Origin of the sequence: Curtobacterium sp. MCSS17_007 (assembly GCF_003234175.2) — a bacterium.
In the GTDB taxonomy this organism is placed as follows: domain Bacteria; phylum Actinomycetota; class Actinomycetes; order Actinomycetales; family Microbacteriaceae; genus Curtobacterium.
The window spans coordinates 547,175-567,866 of record NZ_CP126257.1 but is presented as its reverse complement, the minus strand read 5'-3'; the positions used below and the strand labels follow the sequence as shown (position 1 = coordinate 567,866).

Below are 20,692 nucleotides of genomic sequence, written 5' to 3'. Positions count from 1 at the left end.
TCGCAGTTCCACCTGCGAAGCGGACGGTGTTCGCGGGCCCTGTGGACGACCGATCGGCCGCCGGTCGGTGCGACCGATCAGCCGCCGATCAGCAGGTAGGCCCCGAGCACCCCGACCGCCCCGGCGATCCCCGTGCCGACCGCGACCACCCGGGCCACCGGCGTCCGCGCGGTCGCCGTCGCGACGACGAGCACCACGAGGCCCACCACGACCTGCGCGACCCAGCCACCGGTCGTCGCGTCGTCCGCGACCCGCAGCAGGGCCCGGACCCCCTCGCCGACGAGGATCGCGGCGGTCACGCCGAGCGCCGCGGCGCGCCAGCGGTCGTCCCGCGTCCGCAGGCCCACGGCGACGGCGCCCGCGAGCACGCCCGCGGGCAGGCCCACGACGACCCAGAAGTTCGTGATCGACAGCACGTCCGGGTACCCGCGGAGGTTCGACGCAGCCCAGTAGCCGACGTGCATGAGCTCGAGGGAGGCGACCCCGAGCACCGCCGCGAGCACGAGGCCCGACCGACCGACGCGCACCCCGGCGAGCGCGCAGAGCGCCACGGCGACGACGAACCAGGGCCCGGCGGCGTTCGCGGCCACGGCGAGCGCCGGCACCGCCTGTCCGAACGAGGTGAGCACGCCGACGAGGACCGACGCGGTGAGGGCGATCGAGACGCGGACGGCGCGCGGGACCGGTCGGGGCGCCGACACGGGAGCGGGACGGTGGGTGACGACGGTCGGGGTCATGTCCCGAGCCTCGCGGACCCGGCCGCCGCGCACGTCACCCCAGGGGGCGAGAACGCACCGCGGGGCCTCCGTCGCGCGGATGACGTCTAGACCACCGCGGCGAGCGACCCCCGTGTGCCCGCCCCCTCGCCGCCGATCCGTGCCCAGGAGCGCTCGAGGACGTCGACCAGGCGCGTGCGGTCCACCGCGCCCATCGTGAACGGGACGCGCAGGTACCGCTCGAAGCCGCCGTCCGGCCCGAACACCCCGCCTGACGCGAGCACCACGCCCTCGGCGCGTGCCGCGAGCACGAGCGCACTCGACACCGGCCGACCGATCCCGACCCACGTGGTCAGCCCGCCCGCCGGTGACGGGACGTCCCACTCGGGGAGCCGCGTGCGGAGCGCGGCCACGACGTCGTCGCGACCGGTGCGCAGGAAGCTGCGTCGGGCCTCCAGGACGGCCGCGGTCCGCGGCACCAGCTCGCGTGCGACGAGCTGGTCGAGGACGGGCGTGCCGAGGTCACCCGTCGGACGCGCGAGCAGCAGGCGCTGCAGCAGGTCCGGTGCGGCCCGGATCCACCCGATCCGCAGGCCGCCCCAGAAGACCTTGGCGGCCGAGCCGACCATGACGACCGACGCACCGGACGGGTCGGCGGCGGCGAGCGGCGGCGCGGGCTCGCCGTCGATGCGGAGCTCCCCCATCGTCTCGTCGGCGACGACGACGGTGCCGGTCGCGGCGGCCACGGACAGCAGCAGGTCCCGCGTACCGGGTGCCATCGTCGCGCCGGTCGGGTTGTGCAGCTCGGGCATGACGTAGGCGACCGACGGTGCCGTCCGGCGCAGCGTCGTCTCGAGGGCGGCGGCGTCCCACCCCGTGCGCGCGTCGACGGGCACGCCGACGAGCCGTGCACCGACCTCGCGGAAGGCCTCGTGCGCGTGCGGGTAGGTCGGCGACTCCACGAGCACGGCGTCCCCGCGGCGCACCAGCACGCGGGCGAGCAGGGCGATGGCGTGCTGCGCCCCGATCGTGACGACGACCTGCGACGGGTCGGTCGGCAGGCCCCGCTCGGTGTACCGGGCGGCGATCGCGGCACGGAGACCCGGGTCGCCGACGGTGTCGTACCCGATCCCCGCGAGCGCGGCGGGCACGTGCCGCACCGCCCGCTCGACGGCCTCGCCGACCTCCGGGGCCGCGTGCAGTGCGGCCTTGCGGAGGTCGAGCAGGTCGCCCGCGACCACGCCGCCGAGCCGCTCGGGGTCCGGCCGTCCCGCGAGGTCGCGCGGCAGGTGCACGACGCTGCCGGACCCCCGGAGCGAGACCACGAAGCCGTCCTCCCGCAGCCGGGCGTAGGCGTTCGCGACGGTCGTCCGTGAGACCCCGAGGGCCTCGGCCAGCCCGCGCTCGGCGGGCAGTCGGACGCCGAGCGGCACCCGGCCGTCGATGACGAGCACCCGGATCGCGTCGGACAGCGCTTCGTACGCTGGTGCGTCGGTCCCGTCGCGCCAGTCGGCGAGCAGCAGGGCGGCAGAGCGGGCGCTGAGGTTGACCGGGTGCACGAGAACCACGCTACCCGGATTGGCTCTCGACGACCATGCCAATCAGTCGCGACCATCGGGGCATGTCCCGCTCCGCCGCACTCGTGCTCCGCTTCGTCCAACTCGCCGTCGGCCTCTTCCTCTACGGGGCCTCCACCGCGCTGCAGGTGCGCGCGGTCGTCGGCGTCGGGTCGTGGACGGTGCTGACGCAGGGGCTCGAGAACGTCCTGCCGTGGTCGTTCGGCGTGATCACGGTCGTGTCGAGCGTCGTCATCCTGCTGCTCTGGATCCCCCTCCGACAGCGGCCGGGCATCGGCACGCTCTGCAACGTCCTGGCGATCGGGCCCTCGGCGGACGTGGTGCTCTGGCTGGTACCGGAGCCGGACGGCCTGGTCGCCCGGGTGCTCCTCTTCGCCGCAGGCCTGGCCCTGCTCGCGGTCGCGACGGCGTGCTACATCGGCGCGGGCCTCGGCACCGGTGCACGGGACGGCCTGATGGTCGGCGTGCACGAGCGGTTCGGCTGGCCCCTGTGGGTCGCCCGGACCGTCATCGAGCTCACGGTCGTCGCGGTCGGGTGGCTGCTCGGCGGGAACGTCGGCGTCGGCACCGTGGTGGCCGCGTTCGCGATCGGCCCGATGGTGCAACCGCTCATGCCGCTCTTCCGTCGGCTGCCGTGGTCGCCGACGCGGTCGGGCAGGGTCGGCACGCGGTCGAGCACGGTCGGCACCGGCCGGGAGGCACACCCCACCCCCGTCACGTCGCCCCACCTCGCCGACACAGACACGACCCCCGTCGGTGGAGCAGGAACCGTCGGGTGACGACACCGCACCCCACGGTTACTGCTCCGCGGCCGGACACAGAAGATCCTCGACACCCACCGACTCGCGATGTACCGTGACTCCCACAACGCGATACATCGCGAGTTCGAGGAGGCAACATGGCCCAGGAGAAGTGGCTCGTCGAGGAGCCCAAGGTGATCGACACCGGGATCGTCCGCGCCCTGCGCGTCGGGCTCGCCGGTGGTCAGGTCGACGTCGTCGCGCACGACGAGCCGACCGCCCGCGTCGAGGTGCACAGCGTGTCCGGCAAGGCGCTCAAGATCGAGCTCGAGGGCGACACGCTCACGATCGACCACCCGCAGATCCGCTGGGACGACCCGGTCGGGTTCCTGCGGTCCTTCCGCGGCCGCGCCTCGGCCGACGTCAGCGTCCTCGTCCCGCGCGACGCCCGCGTCACGGTCGGCGTCGTGTCCGCCGGTGCGCTGCTCTCCGGCACGAACCGCGGCGCGTCGCTCAACACCGTCTCCGGCGACGTCGTCGTCGACGGGCTCGCGGGCGACCTCGCCGTGCACGCCGTCTCCGGCACCACCACGGTCCGCGACCTCGAGGGCGACCTCACCGTCCGCACCGTCTCGGGCGACGTCGTCGCGACCGGTGCGATCCCCCGCTTCGCGGCCGACGGCGTGAACGCGGACGTCGTCCTCGACCTGCAGGGCACACCGGACGCCGCGCGCGTGAACACCGTGTCCGGCTCGGTGAGCGTCCGACTCGAGGACGGCGTGCCCTACCGCTGCACCGTGAGCACGGCCTCGGGCAAGCTGCAGTTCGACGACTCGGAGATCCGCGGGGTCCGCGGGTCGTACGTGAAGCAGGGCGGCGACCTGTCCGGCCAGTGGCTCGACCTCAAGGTGAACTCGGTCTCCGGCGACATCGCGGTGCTGCACGCGTCGCCAGCCCCGGCCGCCCCGACGCCGGACGACGACGAGACGGTGGTGCCCGAATGAGCCCGGTGTTCGCGCACGGTCACCTGCGCCTGTCCCTGCTGTCCATGCTCGCCGACCGCCCCATGCACGGCTACGAGCTCATCCAGGCCCTCGGCGAGCGCTTCGGCGGCGCCTACGTGCCGAGCGCCGGCACGGTGTACCCGCGCCTGGCGAAGCTCGAGGCCGAGGGGCTCGTCACGAAGACCGCCGACGGCCGCAAGACCGTCTACGCCATCACCGACGCCGGTCGGGCCGAGCTCGCGGCGCGCGCCGACGAGCTGGCGGCCATCCAGTCCGGCGTCGCCGACACCGTGAAGTCCCTCGCCGACGGCGTCCGCGCCTCGGTGGGCGAGGCGATGCGCTCGCTCCGGGCGGACCTCGCGGCGAGCGCGCAGGCCCCGCGCGGCCAGACCGCGGACGAGCCGGTGGACGTCCCGACCGAGGGCGCCCGCGCCCTGCGCGAGGTCGAGATGGTCGTCGCGTCGTTCCGGCAGCAGCTCCGGGCGGACCTGCGTCGCCGCGCGACGCGCGGCACCCTCACCGACGAGACGGTGACCCGTCTGCGGGACGGCCTGGAGGCCCTGCGCCGCTCCGTCTGACGGGCTGCAGCGGACGGGTGGTGGCGATCCGTGCCTCCCGTCCGCCCCTCCCGCCGGACACGCGCGGACGCCTGTCCGTTCCCACAGTGTTGACTCGCGCGCGCAACTGAGTAGGTTTGCCGCTCGTGACGAACGAGATCCGGTCGCTCAAGGCGCGACTGATCGGGGATCCCCTGCCCTCGGAGAAGCTCGAGGGACAGCTCCTCCCGAAGCACCTGGCGCTGCCGATCTTCGCGAGCGACCCCCTGTCGAGCGTGGCGTACGCCCCGCAGGAGCTCCTCATGATCCTGCTGCTCGGCGGGATGGCGTTCCTGACCTTCGCACCCTGGGTGGCGGCGCTCGTCGTGCTGTTGCTCGTCGTGGTCGTCGCGTCCTACCGGCAGCTCATCAAGGCGTACCCGTCCGGCGGCGGCGACTACGAGGTCGCCCACCGGAACCTCGGTGAGAAGGCGGGTCTCGTCGTGGCGAGCGCCCTGCTCGTCGACTACGTCATGACCGTCGCCGTGTCGGTGGCCTCCGGCGTGGACAACATCATCTCGGCCCTGCCGGAGCTCGACCCGTTCCGCATCGAGATCGCGGTCGCGTTCGTCGTCCTGCTCGCGGGTGTGAACCTGCGCGGTGTGCGCGAGTCCAGCAAGGCCTTCGCGGTGCCGACCTACCTGTTCGTCGGGTCGGTGTTCGTGATGGTCGTCGTCGGCCTGGTCCGGGCCGCGGTCGGTGACGCCCCCGTGGCGGAGTCGGCGGCCTGGACGGTGCAGAACGTCGAGCACACGACGCAGGCCGCCTTCGTGCTGCTGCTCCTGCGCGCGTTCGCCTCGGGCTGCTCGGCACTCACCGGCGTCGAGGCCATCGCGAACGGTGTGCAGGCGTTCCGTCGCCCGAAGATCCGGAACGCGCAGACGACCCTCGTGTTCATGGGGGCGATCGCGATCGTCCTGTTCGTCGGGCTGATCTCCCTCGCGCTGATCGCGCGGGTGCACTACGCCGAGGACGCCTGCGACCTGCAGGGCTTCACCGCCTGCGCGACCACGCCGCAGCGCTCCCTCATCGCGCAAATCGCCGCCGCGACGTTCGGGAGCGGCAGCGTCCTGTTCTTCGTCGTGCAGGCGACGACCGCCGCGGTGCTCCTCCTGGCGGCGAACACGGCCTTCAACGGCTTCCCGCTGCTCGGTTCGATCCTGGCGCGGGACTCCTACGCACCCAAGGCGCTGTCCACCCGCGGCGACCGGCTCATCTACTCGAACGGCGTCATCGTCCTGGCGCTCGTCGCGGTCGCGCTGCTCGTGGTCTACCGGGCGAACGTCACGAGCCTCATCCAGCTCTACATCATCGGTGTCTTCGTGTCGTTCACGCTCGGCCAGACGGGCATGGTCCGGCACTGGCTGCGGCTGCTGCGGTCGGACCGCGACGGCACCGCCGACGAACCGGTCGACCGCGGTCAGGTGTGGCGCTCGCTGACGATCAACTCGATCGGTGCGACGTTCACCTTCGTCGTGCTCGTCATCGTCACCATCACGAAGTTCACGCACGGCGCCTGGCTCGTGTTCGTGATCATGCCGGTGCTGTTCGTCCTCATGCTCGGCGTGAACCGGTACTACCGCGACGTCTCGCACGAGATCGAGGCCGACGTCGAGACGGAGTTCGGCGCGACCGGCGACCACGCGATCGTCCTCGTGAACAAGTTGCAGAAACCCGTGCTCAAGGCCGTCGACTACGCCATCGCGGCGAAGCACGCCGGGCTCGAGGCGGTGCACGTCGCGATCGACGACGCCGAGGCCCGTCGGCTGCAGGAGCAGTGGGCCGAGCACGGGATCGAGGTCCCGCTCACCATCGTGCCGAGCCCCTACCGCGACATCTCGATGCCGCTCATCAAGTACATCAAGGCCCACCGGGCCGAGCACGGGTCCGAGGTCGTCACCGTCTACACCCCCGTCTTCGTCGTCGGGCACTGGTGGGAGACGTTCCTGCACAACCACCGCGGGCGCCGGATCCGCAAGAAGCTGCTCCTCGTGCACGGTGTGACCGTCGCGCTCGTGCCGTGGCTGCTCGACTCCTCGGAGCTCCTGTACGGCCGCCGGTCCCGCCCGCTGCCGGGTCAGGAACGCCGCGGCGAGCCGATCCGCCCCGCGCTCCGCCGGTCGCCGCAGGGCGTGTTCCACCACGACGCGCAGGAGGACCGCCTGCTCCGCTCGGACCAGCGGAACAGCCTGCGGCCGACGCTGCACGGCGTCGGGTCGTCGGACGGGCGGGACGGCGCCCGCGCGGGCCTCCCGCGCCGCGCGACCCGACCCGCCGGGCCCGCGGAGGGCGTGGACCAGACCCAGTGCACCGGCGAGATGCGCGTGCTCGTGCCCGCGCCTCCGAACCGTGACGGCGGCCGGTCGTAGCATCGGCGGCGACATGACGATCTCCGACCTGCGCACCTTCGCGACCTTCGACGGCCACGGCGGCAAGGTGTCGAAGCGCGTCGAGGTGCTCGACCACGAACCGCCGACCGCCGGCCCGTACGCCGGGCTGGTGGCGGTGCGGGGCGAGCACCCGCTCGGCGCCCTGGACGAACGCCCCGTCGACGACGGTGCCGACCTGGCCCGAGGGGTCCCGAGCATCGGCTGGGTCGACCCGGGGACGCTCCGCGACTGGTACCGCCCGGACCGTGTCGTCGTCTCGCGCCTCGAGGCCCGCCGCTCCGGACTCGAGCCCGGCCTGTACGCCGACTCCCGGGGTCGCGGTCGCGTCCGCATCGACGGACTGGAGGCCCTGCTCGCCCCCGACGGCCGGCCCGCCTTCCGCGCACTCGCCGGCCCTGCCGACGCCCCGGTGGTCGACGTCCCCCTGCCCACCGACCAGGCGGTGCGCCTGGTCGCGGTCCGCGCGGTGGAGGACGGGCTCGAGGTCGTGACCACGCCGGTGTCGCCGTTCCTCTCCCCCGGCCGCCACGCCGCGTACGACGCGGACGTCGTCGGACTCCCGCCGCTGCCGTCGACCGGCGACGTGGACGTCGAGGCCGCAGTGCTGCTCGACGGGGCCCTGCACGAGGTGGTCCGGATCGACGAGCGTGCCGCCACGATCTGGCTGCGCCGGGACGGTGCCGAGGTGCCGATCGCGACGAGCGGCGTCGGGCCGGACCTGGTGCGCTACACCGCGACCCCGGTCTGATCGACCGTCGCTCGCGGCGGGGGACGTCCTCGCTGCGTGTCGGGCACACGGCCGCGCGTACCTTCGGCGCCATGAGTGAAGCAGACCAGCAGACCCCCGACGCTTCCCACCAGGGCGAGACCCTCGGCGGCGAGCGTCCCGACCCCTCGACGACCGCCAGCAAGGACCCGGAGCAGTGGGTCACCGGTGACGAGCCGATGACCGGCCCGCAGCGCAGCTACCTCGACACCCTCGCTCGTGAGGCCGGCGAGGAGCTCCCCGCCGACCTCACCAAGGCCGAGGCGTCCGAGCACATCGACCGTCTGCAGCAGCAGACCGGACGCGGCGCCGACTCCTGAACCTGAACGCCGGTCCACCGTTCGGTGGACCGGCGTCTGGGGGACTCCTGACGAAGTCCGGCCAGTCCCCCGCACGACCCAGGTCGATGACGCGTCACCGGATACCGTCGGCGCCATGCGAACGACATCGACCTCCATCGGCCTGACCGCGCTCCGCATCGTCCTGGGCGTGGTGTTCATCGCCCACGGCGCCCAGAAGTTCACCCAGGGCATCTCCGGCGTCGCCCAGGGCTTCGCCGGCATGGGCGTCCCCCTCGCCGAGGTCGCGGCACCCGTCGTCGCCGGCCTCGAGCTCGTCGGGGGCGTCCTGCTCGTGCTCGGTGTCGCCACGCGGGTCGTCGGCCTGCTGCTCGCCGTCGACATGGTCGTCGCCGGACTGCTCGCACACGCCACCGCGGGCTTCTTCGCCCAGGACGGCGGTTTCGAGTACGTGCTCGTCCTCGCCGTCGCCTCGCTCGCGATCGCCCTCACCGGCCCCGGTCGGTTCTCGGTCGACGCCCTCGTGCTGCGGTCCTCGCGCCGGAAGCGCGGCGTCCCGGAGCCCCTCCCCGTCTGAGTCCTGGTCACCTCCGAGGCCGATCCCGGGGGACGCGCGTGGCCAGGTGCGGAACGGGGTACATGGTAGAGTGGTCGGCAGATTTCAAACCACGAACCGTTCGGTTCCCCGGGTGGCATCCACGCACCCGCCAGGACCGGACCAGAGCCGATCACGAGGGGGTCACGCATGGGGCGCGGCCGTCAGAAGGCAAAGCACACCAAGGTCGCCCGGGAGCTGAAGTACTTCAGCCCGGAGACGAACTACGGTGCGCTCGAACGCGAGCTCTCCGCCGGGCAGCACTCGGACGAAGACTCCTACGTCGACCGCTGGGCAGACCAGTACGGTGAAGAACCGGGCGACGACGAGGACGAGTTCGAGCCCCAGCAGGACCAGAACAAGTCCGCCTGACCCGAACCGTCGACGCCGCGCGCCCTCCGGGGTCGCGCGGCGTTCTCGTGTGTGCGGGCGCAGCGTCGGCGCGCGGGTGCCGGGGCCCGGCCGCCCGAGTCCTCATCGGGCGGGCCAGGTACGGCACGCTCGTCGACGCCCTGCGACGGAACGCACCCGCTCGGCGGACCTGAGCGGCACGTCGTGCCCGCTCGACGGGGGCCAAGCGACTCATCCGCCACGGGTCATCCGGCGCGCGTCGACCAGCTCGGGCCGCCTGCAGAGCCGCGCCGAGCCTCCCGAACGGGCCGGATGCGGCACGCTCGACGCCGCCCGGCGACCGAACGCACCCGCTCGGCGGACCTGAGCGGCATGTCGTGCCCGCCCGGCGCTTCCGCTCCGCAACAGCCCGGCACCGGTCCCGGCGCAGTGCGCGCGAGCTCGGTACCGGCGGCCCGGCGCGCCTCAGCCCGCGTAGGAACCGACGAGGCGGACCGCTCCGCCGTCGACACCCTTGGCGCCCTGTTCGAACCCGTTCAGGTCGCGCTCGGACGTCGACACCGTACCGACGGTCCACGCCGGCAGCCCCGCGGCCCGCAGGTCGTCGAGCACCGCGGACGCCGACGACGCCGCGACGACGGCGAACATCCCGATGCCCAGGTTCCAGGTGCCCTCGGTGTCCTCGATCGGCGTCCCCGCCATGTCCGCGAGCACCCGGAACACCGTCGAGGGCGTCCACGTGGAGCGGTCGACCTCGACCCAGGTGCCGACGGGCAGCACGCGCGCCAGGTTCGCGGCGATGCCCCCACCGGTGACGTGGGAGAGCGAGTGGACGGCGCCGGGCCGTGCCTCGAGCAGGTCGAGCAGCGGCGCAGTGTAGAGGCGGGTGGGCTCGAGCAGGGCCTCGCCCACCGAGACGCCCGTCCCGAACTCCGGCAGCTGGTCGGTGTAGCCGACGCCCTTGCCGGACAGGATGTGCCGGACGAGCGAGTACCCGTTCGAGTGCAGCCCGGACGACTCGATCGCCACGACGACGTCGCCGTCCTCGACGAGGTGCGCGCCGAGCTGGCGGTCGGCCTCGACCACGCCGGTCGCGGCACCCGCCACGTCGTAGTCGTCCGGACCGAGCAGCCCGGGGTGCTCCGCGGTCTCGCCGCCGACGAGCGCGGTGCCCGTCGCCGAGCAGCCGCGGGCGATGCCGGCGACGATGTCGGCGATCCGGTTCGGCACGACGCGGCCGCAGGCGATGTAGTCCGTCATGAAGAGCGGCTTCGCGCCCACCACGACGATGTCGTCGACGACCATGCCGACCAGGTCCTGCCCGATCGTGTCGTGCTTGTCGATCGCCTGCGCGATGGCGACCTTCGTGCCGACGCCGTCGGTCGAGGTCGCGAGCAGCGGGCGGTCGTAGTCCTTCAGGAACGAGACGTCGTACAGCCCCGCGAACCCGCCGACGCCACCGAGCACCGATGGGTTGTGGGTCGCCGAGACTGCGGACTTCATGAGCTCGACGGCCAGGTCACCGGCGGCGGTGTCGACGCCGGCGGCAGCGTACGGGTTCGGCATGCGTAGTCCTCCGCGGGGCATGGCAGACTTGTTCGGTACCACCCGATCCTACGGTCTGGAGCACACCGCGAATGTGCGGCATCGTCGGCCTCGTTGCGCAGGGGCCCGTCAACCAATCCATCTACGACGCCCTGCTGCTCCTGCAGCACCGGGGCCAGGACTCGACGGGCATCGCCACGGTCGAAGGTCGCGTCCACCACATGCACAAGACGCGTGGACACGTGCGGGAGGCCTTCCGCACCCGTGACATGCGTGCCCTGCTCGGCACGATGGGCCTCGGACACGTCCGGTACGCCACGAAGGGCGCCGCGAGCAACGAGGAAGAGGCCCAGCCCTTCTACGTGAACGCCCCCTACGGCATCGTGCTCGTCCACAACGGCAACCTCACGAACACTCGCGAGCTCACCCGCGAGCTGTTCGACATCGACCGCCGCCACCTCAACACGACGAGCGACACCGAGCTCCTGGTGAACGTCCTGGCGCACGAGCTCCAGGGCCAGGTCCGCGGCAGCGAGCTCGACGCCGGTCAGGTGTTCGACGCCGTCGAGCGCGTGCACGAACGCGTCGAGGGCTCGTACGCCACGATCGCGACGATCGCGGGCCACGGCCTGCTGGCGTTCCGCGACCCGTACGGCATCCGCCCGCTCATCCTCGGCCACAAGTTCGACGAGGCCGGGCAGCCCGAGTGGGTCGTCGCGAGCGAGTCGCTCGTGCTCGAGTCCGGCGGGTACGAGATCGTCCGCGACATCGCTCCGGGCGAGGCCGTCTTCATCGAGATGAACGGTCAGATGCACGCCCGGCAGTGCGCGAAGGACCCGCGCCTGGTGCCGTGCTCGTTCGAGTACGTCTACCTCGCGCGTCCCGACTCCGTGATGAACGGCATCTCGGTGTACGACGCCCGCCTCCGGCTCGGCAACCGCCTGGCCGACACGATCGCGCAGTACGCCCCGACCGGCGACATCGACGTGGTCATGCCGATCCCGGACTCCAGCCGCCCGGCCGCCATGCAGGTCGCGCAGAAGCTCGGCATCGACTACCGCGAGGGCTTCTTCAAGAACCGCTACGTCGGCCGCACCTTCATCATGCCGGGGCAGGCCGAGCGCAAGCGTTCGGTCCGCCAGAAGCTCAACGCGATGTCGTCCGAGTTCAAGGGCAAGAACATCCTGATCGTCGACGACTCGATCGTCCGCGGCACCACGAGCCGCGAGATCGTCGAGATGGCGCGGGCCGCCGGTGCGAACGAGGTGACCTTCACGAGCGCCGCTCCCCCGGTGCGCTACCCGCACGTGTACGGCATCAACATGCCGACGCGCGCGGAGCTCATCGCGCACGACCGGAAGATCCCGGAGATCAACCGTGTGCTCGGGAGCGACCACCTCATCTACCAAGAGGTGGCGGACATGCGCGACGCGATCATCGAGGGCTCGGACGTCACCGAACTCGAGATGAGCTGCTTCACCGGTGAGTACGTCACCGGCACGGTCAGCCCCGAGTACCTGTCGTGGGTGGAGGCGAACCAGCTCAGCTGAGCCGCGTCGCCACGGCGACCGCGCGACGGACGGGAGGCCCGGTACCAGCTGGTACCGGGCCTCCCGTCCGTCGCGTGGAGCGGCTACTGCCGCTGGTCGCCGTGGTCCTCGACCTCGCCGTCGACCGTCTCCTCCGCCGGCTCGACCTCGACGCGCTCCGCCGTCAGGCTGGCGGCGCGGCGCGCGAGGACACGGTCGAGCACGACCGCGGCGATCGCGCCGACGAGCGCACCGAGCGTGACGCCCCAGAGCGAGAAGTAGCCGACGAGCGTGCCGAAGCTGGCGTCCTGCTGGTCACCGCGATCGATGTCCATGGTGGCCGTCACGACGACGAGGGTCGCGAGGAAGCCGAGCACCGCACCACCGACGATGAACACGCCGAACTTCGGCGCGCGTCGGATGGTGACCTCGTCCGGCGAGCTGACGGCGCTCGGTGCCGGTGTCGCTGCCGACGGCACGGGCGCTGCCGGGCGGTCTTCGGGTCGGTCGGTGTCGCTCACCCCTCCATTGTCCCCCACTGTGGGACGTGCTCCGGCCTGTTGCTGGACACGTGGTCCGGGGCAAGATGTCCCTACCGGTCGGTATCCACGGGACGCATCGCGTCGGACGCCGACCACCCGGTCGAGGACGATGTCCGAGCCCGGGCACCGGATCGCCCGGTACGGGGAGCAGGCGGACGACCACGAGCGGGAGGTGACGGGGGTGCACGAACAGTCCATCCGCGGCCGTCGTCGACCCCGCACGCCCGCCCGTGTGCCGTGGCCGATCGTCCAGCGCCGCGAGGAGGACCGCGCCGTCTCCGTCGTCGCCGAGCACCGCTGGAGCGTCGCCATCGTCGGCGCGCCGGGGCTCGGCAAGACCTCGACCGCCGCCCGGGTCGCCGACCGCGTCGCCCGCCGTGACGCGAGCGGTCGCACCGTCGTCGTGCCGATCACGGCCGTCGCGGCCGGCCGGTCGATGCCCTTCGGCGCCGTGGCCGACCGCTTCGGCGAGCTGCCGTCCGCCCTCGCCGACCTGGTGGACGACGCGTCGGCCGCCCAGCGTCTGCGCGAGACCGACGACCTGCGCGACCGCGACGTCGTCCTGCGTGTCGACGACGCCGACCACCTCGACGCGATCTCCGCGCGGTACGTCGCGTGGCTCGTGCGCGACCAGGGTGCGCGGCTCGTGCTGACCTGCCGCGACTTCACGGCGCTGTCCGACCCGCTGCGTGCGCTGTGGCAGGACGACCTGCTCGAACGCATCGACCTCGCACCGCTCGACGTCCACGAGACCGGCGAGGTCGTCGCGCAGGCGCTCGGCGCGCAGCTCGAGACCGCATCGACCGAGCGGGTGCACCGGGCGACGGCGGGCAACCCGCTGTACCTGCGCGAGGTGGTGCGCGCCGCACTGACGTCGGGCGCGCTCGAGCAGACCGCGTCCGGTTGGTACTGGCGCGGGCGCATCACCGCGTCGAACAGCCTGGCGGACATGTACCGCACCGAGCTCGGCTCGCTGCCCGAGGACCTGCGCGACGTGGTCGACATCGTCGCGCTCGCGCACCCGATCCCCCTCACCCGCCTGCTCGGCATGGTCTCGGGCGGTGACGTCGACCGGGTGGTGGCGCTCGGCCTGGTCGCGATCGACTCCGACGAGGACGGCACGGCCGTCGTCCGACCGTCGCACCCGCTCGTGGGCGAGGTCGTCCGCGGGTTGGTGCCGGTCGCGCGCCGGACGGCCCTGTTCGCGCGGGCGAACGCCTTCCGCGCGGCCCGCCCCGAGAACGCACCGCCCGCGGCACGGCTCCGCGCCGCGCTCTGGTCGCTCGAGTGCGGCGTGCTGCCCCCGGTCGCCCAGCTGCTCGACGCCACCGAGGTCGCCGTCCGGCTGCAGGAGCACGAGAGCGCGATCGCGTTGGCGTCCGCCGCGCTCCGGACCACGTTGACCGCGACCGAGCAGGTGACGGCACACTGCCTCCGGTCGATCGCCCACTCGTACAGCACGGGGCGCGAGGCCGGCCGCGTCGACGCCGAGGCCGCCTGGGCGATCGCTCGCGGGCGCGCCGACGAGGTGGACGACACGGTGATCGTCGAGGCCTGCGAGACCCTGGCGAACATCCGGCAGTTCCACGACGACGACGTCGACGCCGCGGTGGCGCTGTCCGAGGCGGCGATGCCGCTGGTGGGCGCCGAGACCGTGGAGCACGTCCGCCTGCTCCGCCTGGCGCACCTGGGATGGGGCGGTCGCTTCGAGGAGGTCCGCGCCGAGGTCGAGCGCTCCCGGATCCTGCAGCAACCGACCGTCCCGGTGTCGTTCCTCTGCGTCGCGCCGTGCGTGACCATGGCGCTCGCGACCTCCGGCCGGCTCGAGGAGGCCGCCGCCTTCGCGCGCCGTGCGATCGCGACGGCCGTCGAGCACGTCGAGGCCGCACCGTGGAGCGTCGGCGAGAACGTCTCCGTCCTGCACCAGGTGCAGGTGTGGCGGGGGGACATGGCCGACCTGGTGACCGAGATCCCGGTCCGGCGCGCCAGTCCGTTCCTGAAGTACGACTTCACCCTCGAGCTCATCGGCGTCGGCAACCTGGCGATCGGGCAGCGGCGGTGGGACGACGCGATCGCCGCGTTCTCGGCGGCCTGCGAACGCTACGACGTGGCCGACCACGGCGGGTTCGCCGCGTACCCGTGGGCGCGACTCGCGTTGGCGCACGCCTACGCGGGCAACGTGGACCGTGCCACCGAGGCCCTGGAGCGCGCGCGGACCACCCCGGGGCGTGCGATGCGGATCACGGGCGAGCAGATCGCGGTGTCGATCGCGTGGACGGAGTCCGTGCTCGGCAACCCGGCCGGACTGCGGCACGCGGACGAGATCATCGAGCGCTCGACCGCCAGCGGCGCCTGGCTCCCCGTCCTGTACGCGCAGACGCTGCACTACACGAACGACATGGTCAGCGGACGCGACACGACGGCGTCGCTCGCGCGGATGCGGGAGGCGGCCGCGCGGGTCGACGGCCCGCTGGCGCACGCGATCGTGGAGTACGCCGACGCCGTGCGCTCCGGCGACCACTCGCGGATCGTCGCGGCCCAGGGGGTCCTCGCGTCGCACGGCATGGCGGTCTCCGCCGGCAGGGTGCGCCCACCGCTGACCCGACGCGAGTACGAGGTCGCCGAGCTCGCCGCGCAGGGCCTCAGCAACCGTCGCATCGCCGAGACGCTGAGCCTGAGCGTCCGGACGATCGATGCGCACATGTCGCGGGTGTTCTCGAAGTGGGACGTGCACGCCCGGTCCGAGCTGGCGGAGCTGCTCGGACCGCGCTGAGCGCCTCCGTACACCCGCTGGAACTGACATCCGATCAACAAAGGTCCCCGATGGGACCGCGATCGTTGCGGTTTGCAGCACGACTCGCCGCAGCGGTTGACAGGGCATGCCGTATGTCGCGTACCTTTGACCCTGTCGCCGGGTTCGGACCCGTTCGGGTCGGGTCCGAATCCCGGCGACTTCCACGGTACGCAAGCGGTTGCGGCGGACACATCGGTAGGACCTACCTAAGTCTGTGAGCCCGGTTGCACGACCAGCCTCGGGCGGCGTCGAACGAGCGGTCCACCCGTGTCACGCCCGCGGCCCACGAGCCTCGTCACGCCAGCGGCCCGCGACCGCTCGATGCTCGGGTCAGACCGCGGTGCGGACCGGCAGGAACCCCGTCAGGTCCGCGCGGGAGCCGGACGCGCTCACACGCGCCTGGGCGACCGCATCGTCCCACCGCAGCTCGCCCGTGGCCAGCGCCAGCCACGTCGTCGCGTCCGTCTCGACGACGTTCGGTGGCGTGCCGCGGGTGTGCCGCGGACCCGGCACGGCCTGCACGGCCGCGAACGGTGGCACCCGGACCTCGACGCTGTTGCCCGGGACGTCGTCGGCCAGCCGCTGCAGGGTCCACCGCACCGCCGTCGCCAGGACCGGCCGGGCGGTCTCCCCCCGCTGCACCGCGGCGAGCGCGGCACGGCCGTCGGCGTCCTCGATCCTCTTCGGGGGCATGTCCCCAGGCTAACCGCCGCATCGCGGACGGCGTGTCGCGGTCGGTAGGGTGATCGGGTGCGAATCCTCGTCCTCGGTTCCGGTGCCCGCGAGCACGCGATCATCACGGCCCTCCTGGCGGAAGGGGCCGGCCACGTCATCACGGCAGCGCCCGGCAACGCCGGCATCGCGGCCGACGTCGAGACGGTGTCGCTCGACCCGACCAACGGGGACCTCGTCGCCGAGTACGCGATCGAGAACGGCGTCGAGCTCGTCGTCGTCGGGCCCGAGGCCCCGCTGATCGCCGGCGTCGCGGACCCGCTGCGCACCCGCGGGATCCCGGTGTTCGGGCCGAGCAGGGCCGCGGCGCAGCTCGAGGGGTCGAAGGCCTTCGCGAAGCGCATCATGTCCGAGGCCGCCGTGCCCACGGGTCGGCCGGTGTACGCCGGCACCGTGGACGAAGCGGTCGCCGCGATCGACGAGCTCGGCGCGCCGTACGTCGTCAAGGCGGACGGGCTCGCCGCGGGCAAGGGCGTCCTGGTGACCGAGGACCGCCAGGCCGCGATCGACCACGCGACCTACTGGCTGCAGCACGGGCACGTCGTGGTCGAGGAGTTCCTCGACGGCGAAGAGGTCTCGCTGTTCTTCCTCAGCGACGGACACGACGTCCGCCCGCTGAGCCCCGCGCAGGACTACAAGCGCCTCGGGGACGGCGACACCGGTCCGAACACGGGCGGCATGGGCGCGTACTCGCCGCTGCCCTGGCTCGCCGACCGCTGGGAGTCGGAGCAGGCCTTCGTCGCCGAGGTGACGGACCTCGTCGCGCTGCCCACCGTCCGTCGGCTCGAGCACGAGGGCGCGCCCTTCATCGGGCTCCTGTACTGCGGCCTCATCGTCACCGAGCAGGGTGTCCGCGTCATCGAGTTCAACGCCCGTTTCGGCGACCCGGAGACCCAGGTGGTCCTCCCCCGCCTGACCACCCCGCTCAGCGCGCTCATGACCGCCGCCGCGACGGGTCGGCTCGCCGGCGCACCGCAGCCCGAGTTCAGCGCGGACGTCGCCGTCACCGTCGTCCTCGCGAGCGAGGGCTACCCGGAGAACCCGCAGACCGGCCGTGCCGTCTCCGGCGTCGACGCCGCGAACGCGCGCCCGGGCGTCTCCGTCGCCCACGCCGCCACCGCCGTCCTCGACGGTGACCTCGTCGCGACGGGCGGGCGCGTGCTCAGCGTCGTCGCGACCGGATCCGACTTCACCGAGGCCCGCGACCGCGCGTACGCCGGACTCGGCGACATCGCGCTCGAGGGTGCGCAGTACCGGACCGACATCGCCGCGAAGGTCGCCCGGTGACCGCCGCCCCCGCGCTGCCCGGCTGGCGCCACGTCTCCTCCGGCAAGGTCCGCGAGCTCTACGTGCCCGAGGGCACCGCCGACGTCGCGAGCGCCACCGAGCTGCTGCTCGTCGCGTCCGACCGGGTGAGCGCCTACGACTTCGCGCTCGAACCCCCGATCCCCGGCAAGGGCGAGCTGCTCACGCGACTGTCCCGCTTCTGGTTCGACCGGATCGCGGACGTCCCGAACCACCTGGTGGCCGCTGACGCCGGCAGCACCCCCGTCCCTGCCGAGGTCGCGAGCCGGTCGATGCACGTGCTGCCGCTCGACATGTTCCCGGTCGAGTGCGTCGTGCGCGGGTACCTCGTCGGCAGCGGGTGGGCCGAGTACCGGGAGTCGGGCACCGTCTGCGGCGTCGAGCTCCCCGCCGGCCTGTCCGAGGGCGACCGTCTGCCCGAGCCGATCTACACCCCCGCGTACAAGGCACCGCAGGGCGAGCACGACGAGAACATCTCGTTCGAGCGGACCGTCGAGCTCGTCGGCCGCGAGGACGCCGGAGCCCTCCGCGACCTGTCGCTGCACGTCTACGCCGAGGCCGCCGCGATCGCCCTGGAGCACGACGTGGTGATCGCCGACACGAAGTTCGAGTTCGGCCGCGACGCCGAGGGCACGATCCGGATCGCGGACGAGGTCCTGACGAGCGACTCGAGCCGCTACTGGGACGCCCGTTCCGGCAACCGCACCGACTCGTTCGACAAGCAGATCGTGCGGGACTGGCTCAGCGCGAACTGGGACCGCCAGGGCACCCCGCCGGTGCTGCCGCAGGAGATCGTCGACCGGACCGCCGCACGCTACCGGGAGCTCATCGAGCGTCTCGGCGCCTGAGCACCGCGACACGCCCGCGTGTCGGTCGGGAGGCGCGTGGCGACACCGCCACGCGCCTCCCGTCCGTCAGCCCGTCGCGTCCGGCAGCTGGGCATCAGTCCCGCGCGAGCACGACGACCGTCAGGTCGTCCCCCGGGTCGTGCTCGAGCGCCCGCGCCCGCACGCGCGCCAGGAACGCGTCGATGTCCGGCTCCTGCCGCCAGAGCGCGCCGAGCCGCGACAGCGAGGTCAGGGTCGAGTCCCACAGCTCGAGCGCCCCGTCGCTCACGAGCACGAGCACGTCGCCGCGCTCCAACACGAGCGAGCCGGACGAGCGGTCGAACCCGGTGGGGTGGAGGCCGATCGGCAGGTCGCTCGAGAGCAGCGTCCGCTCGGCGCCGTCCGCGCGCATCTGCAGCACGAGTCCGTGTCCGGCGTCCACGAAGTCGAGCTGTCCGGTGGCCGGGTCGAGCCGACCGTGGAACATCGTCGCGAAGGACTCGGCCCGACCGAGGTCCGGCGCGACCTGCTCGTCGAGCGCGGCCACCACGCGTTCCGGGTCCTCGTCGGGTCGGGCGAGCACGGCCCCGCGGATCGTGGCGGCGAGCAGGCCCGCGGACATGCCCTTGCCCATCACGTCGGCGACCGTCAGGTGCAGGGCGTCGCCCGCGAGGTGCCACTCGTGCATGTCGCCGGAGACGACGCCGTGCGGGACCGACATGCCGCCGATCCGGTAGCCGGGGACGGAGACCGGCAGGGGCTGCAGGCCGGCGAGCACGCCGCGCAGGCGGTCCTCGTCGGCACCCGCGGCGAGCTCCCGCTCGGCCCAGACACCGAGCTCCTCGAGCAGCGCCAGGTCGTCGGGCTCGAGCGTGCGCGGCTGCGGGTCGACCAGGCAGAGCGTGCCGACCTTCACGTGGTCGTCACCGACGCGCAGCGGGACCCCGGCGTAGAAGCGGACGTTCGGGTCCTCGACCACCATCGGCATGTCGCTGTACCGCTCGTCGGCGCGGGCGTCCGGGACGACGACCGGCCCGAGCTGGTCGAGCGTCCGACCGCAGAAGGTGTCCTGCAGCGGGATCGTCGGGCCGAAGACGGCGTCGCTCTGCTGCGACTTGATCGTCAGGACCTCCGTCCCGGCCAGGTTGAGGAAGGACCCGGAGACGCCGAAGGCCTCGCGGGCGATCCGGGTGATGCGCTCGAAGCGCTCCTCGGGCCCGCCGTCGACGACGTCGAGGGCGGCGACGAGCGCGGCTCGTCTGACGGCTTCGGGCGATGATCCGGCGGAGGTTGGTGAGGTCCCCAGGTGCATGCCGTCCACGGTACTGGCCCCTGCTGGAACTGCCCGTCCCCAGAACGGTGGGTTCCGGACCGGTCCGCTGGACGCGGCGCGTACCCTGGACCGGTGATCCGTCGTGCAGCGTCCGTCCTCGCCGTCGGTGCCGTCGCGGCACTCCTGCTGACGGGCTGCGGTGCGCACGACTCGACCGGCCAGGTGTCGGTGACGGTGTCGTCGAACGCCGCGGACCGCCCCTACGAGGTGAAGGTCTTCGCGTCGACCGGCAAGCTCTCCGAGCACCAGCGGGTGTTCCCCGGCGGCACCGTGGACTTCGCGGGGGTGCCGTTCGGCGACGTCACGGTGCGCGCCGGTGACCTCTGCCCCGTCCGGACGACGGTCACGGACGACCACGTGACCGCGGTCACCCTGTCGACGACCGGCTGCTGACGCGGCACCCCGACCACGGCATCGGCGCAAGCGTCAGCGGTAGCGCCAGCGTCAGGGTCAGCGCCCGCGCCCGCGCTCAGTGCGTCAGCAGGACCTTCACCAGACCGATCGCGAACGCCACGGCGGCGAGCACGACGCCGCCCCAGAGACCCAGGAACGACGGCCGACGGCCGCTGAACCGCTGCAGGAACACCCCGACCATGCCGATCCGGACGACGAGGATGAGGATCGCCGCGGTCTGCGCCCACTGCGCCGGCAGCCACCCCGCCCAGGCGACCGCGTAGAGCACCGCGGGGATGAGCCCCGACGTCGCGATCGGGTTGGCGTCACGCAGGATCGCGCCGATGGTCTCGCGGTGCTCGGCGTCGTCACCGGTGTCGCCGATGGTGTGCGCGACGAGGTGCGACAGCACGTGCGCCAGGTACGTCAGCACCGCCGTCGCGAGGACCGTGAGCACCGCTGCGCCGTGCTCGATCTGCTCCGGCCCCACCGCGATCGCGACGGCGAGCACGGTGATGTTGCCGTAGATGTACGACGACATGCGGTCCCGCAGGCGGTCGACCGGGAACGTCGAGAGGTCGGGTCGTCGGGAGGGCGGCATGCTCCCATCCTGGCCCCGCACCGCCGTGCCCCGCCGACCGGGCGCCGGGTGTGGTGC

General features: G+C 73.0%; 20 protein-coding genes. 13 read left to right on the top strand and 7 right to left on the bottom strand.

The genetic code is table 11. The features are described 5' to 3' along the window. Positions 1-77: 77 nt before the first annotated feature. Both DEJ22_RS02730 and yczR read right to left on the bottom strand, forming a co-directional pair. Complete coding sequence (locus DEJ22_RS02730) at positions 78-737, bottom strand: DUF6518 family protein (RefSeq protein WP_181430720.1); 660 nt, start codon at positions 735-737, stop codon at positions 78-80. An 86-nt stretch (positions 738-823) separates the two neighbouring features. After that, positions 824-2,275 (bottom strand): MocR-like transcription factor YczR, encoded by a 1,452-nt coding sequence (gene yczR / locus DEJ22_RS02725; protein WP_181430721.1) that lies wholly within the window; start codon positions 2,273-2,275, stop codon positions 824-826. Positions 2,276-2,337: 62 nt separating this feature from the next. On the opposite strand from yczR, the gene yczE reads away from it, so the two are divergent. The 8 genes from yczE to DEJ22_RS02685 all read left to right on the top strand — a co-directional run bounded on the left by yczE (position 2,338) and on the right by DEJ22_RS02685 (position 9,055). Beyond that, a complete protein-coding gene (yczE, locus tag DEJ22_RS02720; protein ID WP_258379584.1) occupies positions 2,338-3,072 on the top strand; it encodes a membrane protein YczE in 735 nt (244 codons plus the stop codon). Positions 3,073-3,191: 119 nt separating this feature from the next. After that, positions 3,192-4,037 (top strand): DUF4097 family beta strand repeat-containing protein, encoded by an 846-nt coding sequence (locus tag DEJ22_RS02715; RefSeq protein ID WP_111226690.1) that lies wholly within the window; start codon positions 3,192-3,194, stop codon positions 4,035-4,037. Next, positions 4,034-4,615 carry a PadR family transcriptional regulator gene (locus tag DEJ22_RS02710; RefSeq protein ID WP_111226691.1) on the top strand — a complete coding sequence of 194 codons (582 nt, stop codon included), beginning with the start codon at positions 4,034-4,036 and terminating at the stop codon, positions 4,613-4,615. The genes DEJ22_RS02715 and DEJ22_RS02710 overlap by 4 nt, the downstream gene beginning before the upstream one ends. A gap of 116 nt (positions 4,616-4,731) precedes the next feature. Beyond that, the gene (locus tag DEJ22_RS02705) at positions 4,732-7,002 is read left to right on the top strand and encodes an APC family permease (protein ID WP_111226692.1); all 2,271 of its coding nucleotides are present in this window, start codon (positions 4,732-4,734) and stop codon (positions 7,000-7,002) included. Between the two features lie 13 nt (positions 7,003-7,015). Next, the gene (locus DEJ22_RS02700; RefSeq protein ID WP_146241714.1) at positions 7,016-7,771 is read left to right on the top strand and encodes a hypothetical protein; all 756 of its coding nucleotides are present in this window, start codon (positions 7,016-7,018) and stop codon (positions 7,769-7,771) included. A gap of 71 nt (positions 7,772-7,842) precedes the next feature. After that, on the top strand, positions 7,843-8,109 hold the full coding sequence (locus DEJ22_RS02695; protein WP_111226694.1) for a DUF3072 domain-containing protein: 267 nt from the start codon (positions 7,843-7,845) through the stop codon (positions 8,107-8,109). A 115-nt stretch (positions 8,110-8,224) separates the two neighbouring features. Continuing rightward, complete coding sequence (locus DEJ22_RS02690; RefSeq protein ID WP_111226695.1) at positions 8,225-8,665, top strand: DoxX family protein; 441 nt, start codon at positions 8,225-8,227, stop codon at positions 8,663-8,665. Between the two features lie 168 nt (positions 8,666-8,833). Continuing rightward, complete coding sequence (locus tag DEJ22_RS02685) at positions 8,834-9,055, top strand: DUF3073 domain-containing protein (protein WP_111226696.1); 222 nt, start codon at positions 8,834-8,836, stop codon at positions 9,053-9,055. Between the two features lie 444 nt (positions 9,056-9,499). On the opposite strand, the gene purM is transcribed toward DEJ22_RS02685, so the two are convergent. Next, positions 9,500-10,600 (bottom strand): phosphoribosylformylglycinamidine cyclo-ligase, encoded by a 1,101-nt coding sequence (gene purM, locus DEJ22_RS02680; RefSeq protein ID WP_111226697.1) that lies wholly within the window; start codon positions 10,598-10,600, stop codon positions 9,500-9,502. A 71-nt stretch (positions 10,601-10,671) separates the two neighbouring features. Between purM and purF the strand changes: the two genes are divergently transcribed. Beyond that, a complete protein-coding gene (gene purF / locus DEJ22_RS02675) occupies positions 10,672-12,129 on the top strand; it encodes an amidophosphoribosyltransferase (RefSeq protein WP_111226698.1) in 1,458 nt (485 codons plus the stop codon). Positions 12,130-12,212: 83 nt separating this feature from the next. On the opposite strand, the gene DEJ22_RS02670 is transcribed toward purF, so the two are convergent. After that, on the bottom strand, positions 12,213-12,629 hold the full coding sequence (locus DEJ22_RS02670) for a hypothetical protein (RefSeq protein WP_111226699.1): 417 nt from the start codon (positions 12,627-12,629) through the stop codon (positions 12,213-12,215). 130 nt (positions 12,630-12,759) lie between these two features. Between DEJ22_RS02670 and DEJ22_RS02665 the strand changes: the two genes are divergently transcribed. Then, positions 12,760-15,423 (top strand): helix-turn-helix transcriptional regulator, encoded by a 2,664-nt coding sequence (locus DEJ22_RS02665; RefSeq protein WP_111226700.1) that lies wholly within the window; start codon positions 12,760-12,762, stop codon positions 15,421-15,423. Between the two features lie 351 nt (positions 15,424-15,774). Here the strand turns inward: DEJ22_RS02665 and DEJ22_RS02660 are convergent, their stop codons facing one another. Beyond that, a complete protein-coding gene (locus DEJ22_RS02660) occupies positions 15,775-16,137 on the bottom strand; it encodes a sterol carrier family protein (RefSeq protein ID WP_111226701.1) in 363 nt (120 codons plus the stop codon). Positions 16,138-16,194: 57 nt separating this feature from the next. Here DEJ22_RS02660 and purD point away from each other — a divergent pair, with 57 nt between their 5' ends. After that, positions 16,195-17,463 (top strand): phosphoribosylamine--glycine ligase, encoded by a 1,269-nt coding sequence (gene purD / locus DEJ22_RS02655; protein WP_111226702.1) that lies wholly within the window; start codon positions 16,195-16,197, stop codon positions 17,461-17,463. Further along, positions 17,460-18,329 carry a phosphoribosylaminoimidazolesuccinocarboxamide synthase gene (locus tag DEJ22_RS02650; RefSeq protein WP_111226703.1) on the top strand — a complete coding sequence of 290 codons (870 nt, stop codon included), beginning with the start codon at positions 17,460-17,462 and terminating at the stop codon, positions 18,327-18,329. Before purD ends, DEJ22_RS02650 begins: the two co-directional genes overlap by 4 nt. A 94-nt stretch (positions 18,330-18,423) precedes the next feature. On the opposite strand, the gene DEJ22_RS02645 is transcribed toward DEJ22_RS02650, so the two are convergent. Next, complete coding sequence (locus tag DEJ22_RS02645) at positions 18,424-19,620, bottom strand: SpoIIE family protein phosphatase (RefSeq protein WP_146241715.1); 1,197 nt, start codon at positions 19,618-19,620, stop codon at positions 18,424-18,426. 93 nt (positions 19,621-19,713) lie between these two features. On the opposite strand from DEJ22_RS02645, the gene DEJ22_RS02640 reads away from it, so the two are divergent. Next, positions 19,714-20,034 carry a hypothetical protein gene (locus DEJ22_RS02640; protein ID WP_111226705.1) on the top strand — a complete coding sequence of 107 codons (321 nt, stop codon included), beginning with the start codon at positions 19,714-19,716 and terminating at the stop codon, positions 20,032-20,034. A gap of 76 nt (positions 20,035-20,110) precedes the next feature. Here DEJ22_RS02640 and DEJ22_RS02635 read toward each other — a convergent pair whose 3' ends face one another. Further along, positions 20,111-20,635: a hypothetical protein gene (locus DEJ22_RS02635; RefSeq protein WP_111226706.1), complete on the bottom strand. Its 525-nt coding sequence runs from the start codon at positions 20,633-20,635 to the stop codon at positions 20,111-20,113. Between the last annotated feature and the right edge of the window lie 57 nt (positions 20,636-20,692).

Excerpts from the sequence above, each read along its gene's own strand:
- DEJ22_RS02730 (WP_181430720.1), bottom strand. The coding sequence starts at position 737 with ATGACCCCGACCGTCGTCACCCACCGTCCCGCTCCCGTGTCGGCGCCC.
- yczE (WP_258379584.1), top strand. The coding sequence starts at position 2,338 with ATGTCCCGCTCCGCCGCACTCGTGCTCCGCTTCGTCCAACTCGCCGTC.
- DEJ22_RS02715 (WP_111226690.1), top strand. The coding sequence starts at position 3,192 with ATGGCCCAGGAGAAGTGGCTCGTCGAGGAGCCCAAGGTGATCGACACC.
- DEJ22_RS02710 (WP_111226691.1), top strand. The coding sequence starts at position 4,034 with ATGAGCCCGGTGTTCGCGCACGGTCACCTGCGCCTGTCCCTGCTGTCC.
- DEJ22_RS02700 (WP_146241714.1), top strand. The coding sequence starts at position 7,016 with ATGACGATCTCCGACCTGCGCACCTTCGCGACCTTCGACGGCCACGGC.
- DEJ22_RS02695 (WP_111226694.1), top strand. The coding sequence starts at position 7,843 with ATGAGTGAAGCAGACCAGCAGACCCCCGACGCTTCCCACCAGGGCGAG.
- DEJ22_RS02690 (WP_111226695.1), top strand. The coding sequence starts at position 8,225 with ATGCGAACGACATCGACCTCCATCGGCCTGACCGCGCTCCGCATCGTC.
- DEJ22_RS02685 (WP_111226696.1), top strand. The coding sequence starts at position 8,834 with ATGGGGCGCGGCCGTCAGAAGGCAAAGCACACCAAGGTCGCCCGGGAG.
- purM (WP_111226697.1), bottom strand. The coding sequence starts at position 10,600 with ATGCCGAACCCGTACGCTGCCGCCGGCGTCGACACCGCCGCCGGTGAC.
- purF (WP_111226698.1), top strand. The coding sequence starts at position 10,672 with ATGTGCGGCATCGTCGGCCTCGTTGCGCAGGGGCCCGTCAACCAATCC.
- DEJ22_RS02665 (WP_111226700.1), top strand. The coding sequence starts at position 12,760 with ATGTCCGAGCCCGGGCACCGGATCGCCCGGTACGGGGAGCAGGCGGAC.
- DEJ22_RS02660 (WP_111226701.1), bottom strand. The coding sequence starts at position 16,137 with ATGCCCCCGAAGAGGATCGAGGACGCCGACGGCCGTGCCGCGCTCGCC.
- DEJ22_RS02645 (WP_146241715.1), bottom strand. The coding sequence starts at position 19,620 with ATGCACCTGGGGACCTCACCAACCTCCGCCGGATCATCGCCCGAAGCC.
- DEJ22_RS02635 (WP_111226706.1), bottom strand. The coding sequence starts at position 20,635 with ATGCCGCCCTCCCGACGACCCGACCTCTCGACGTTCCCGGTCGACCGC.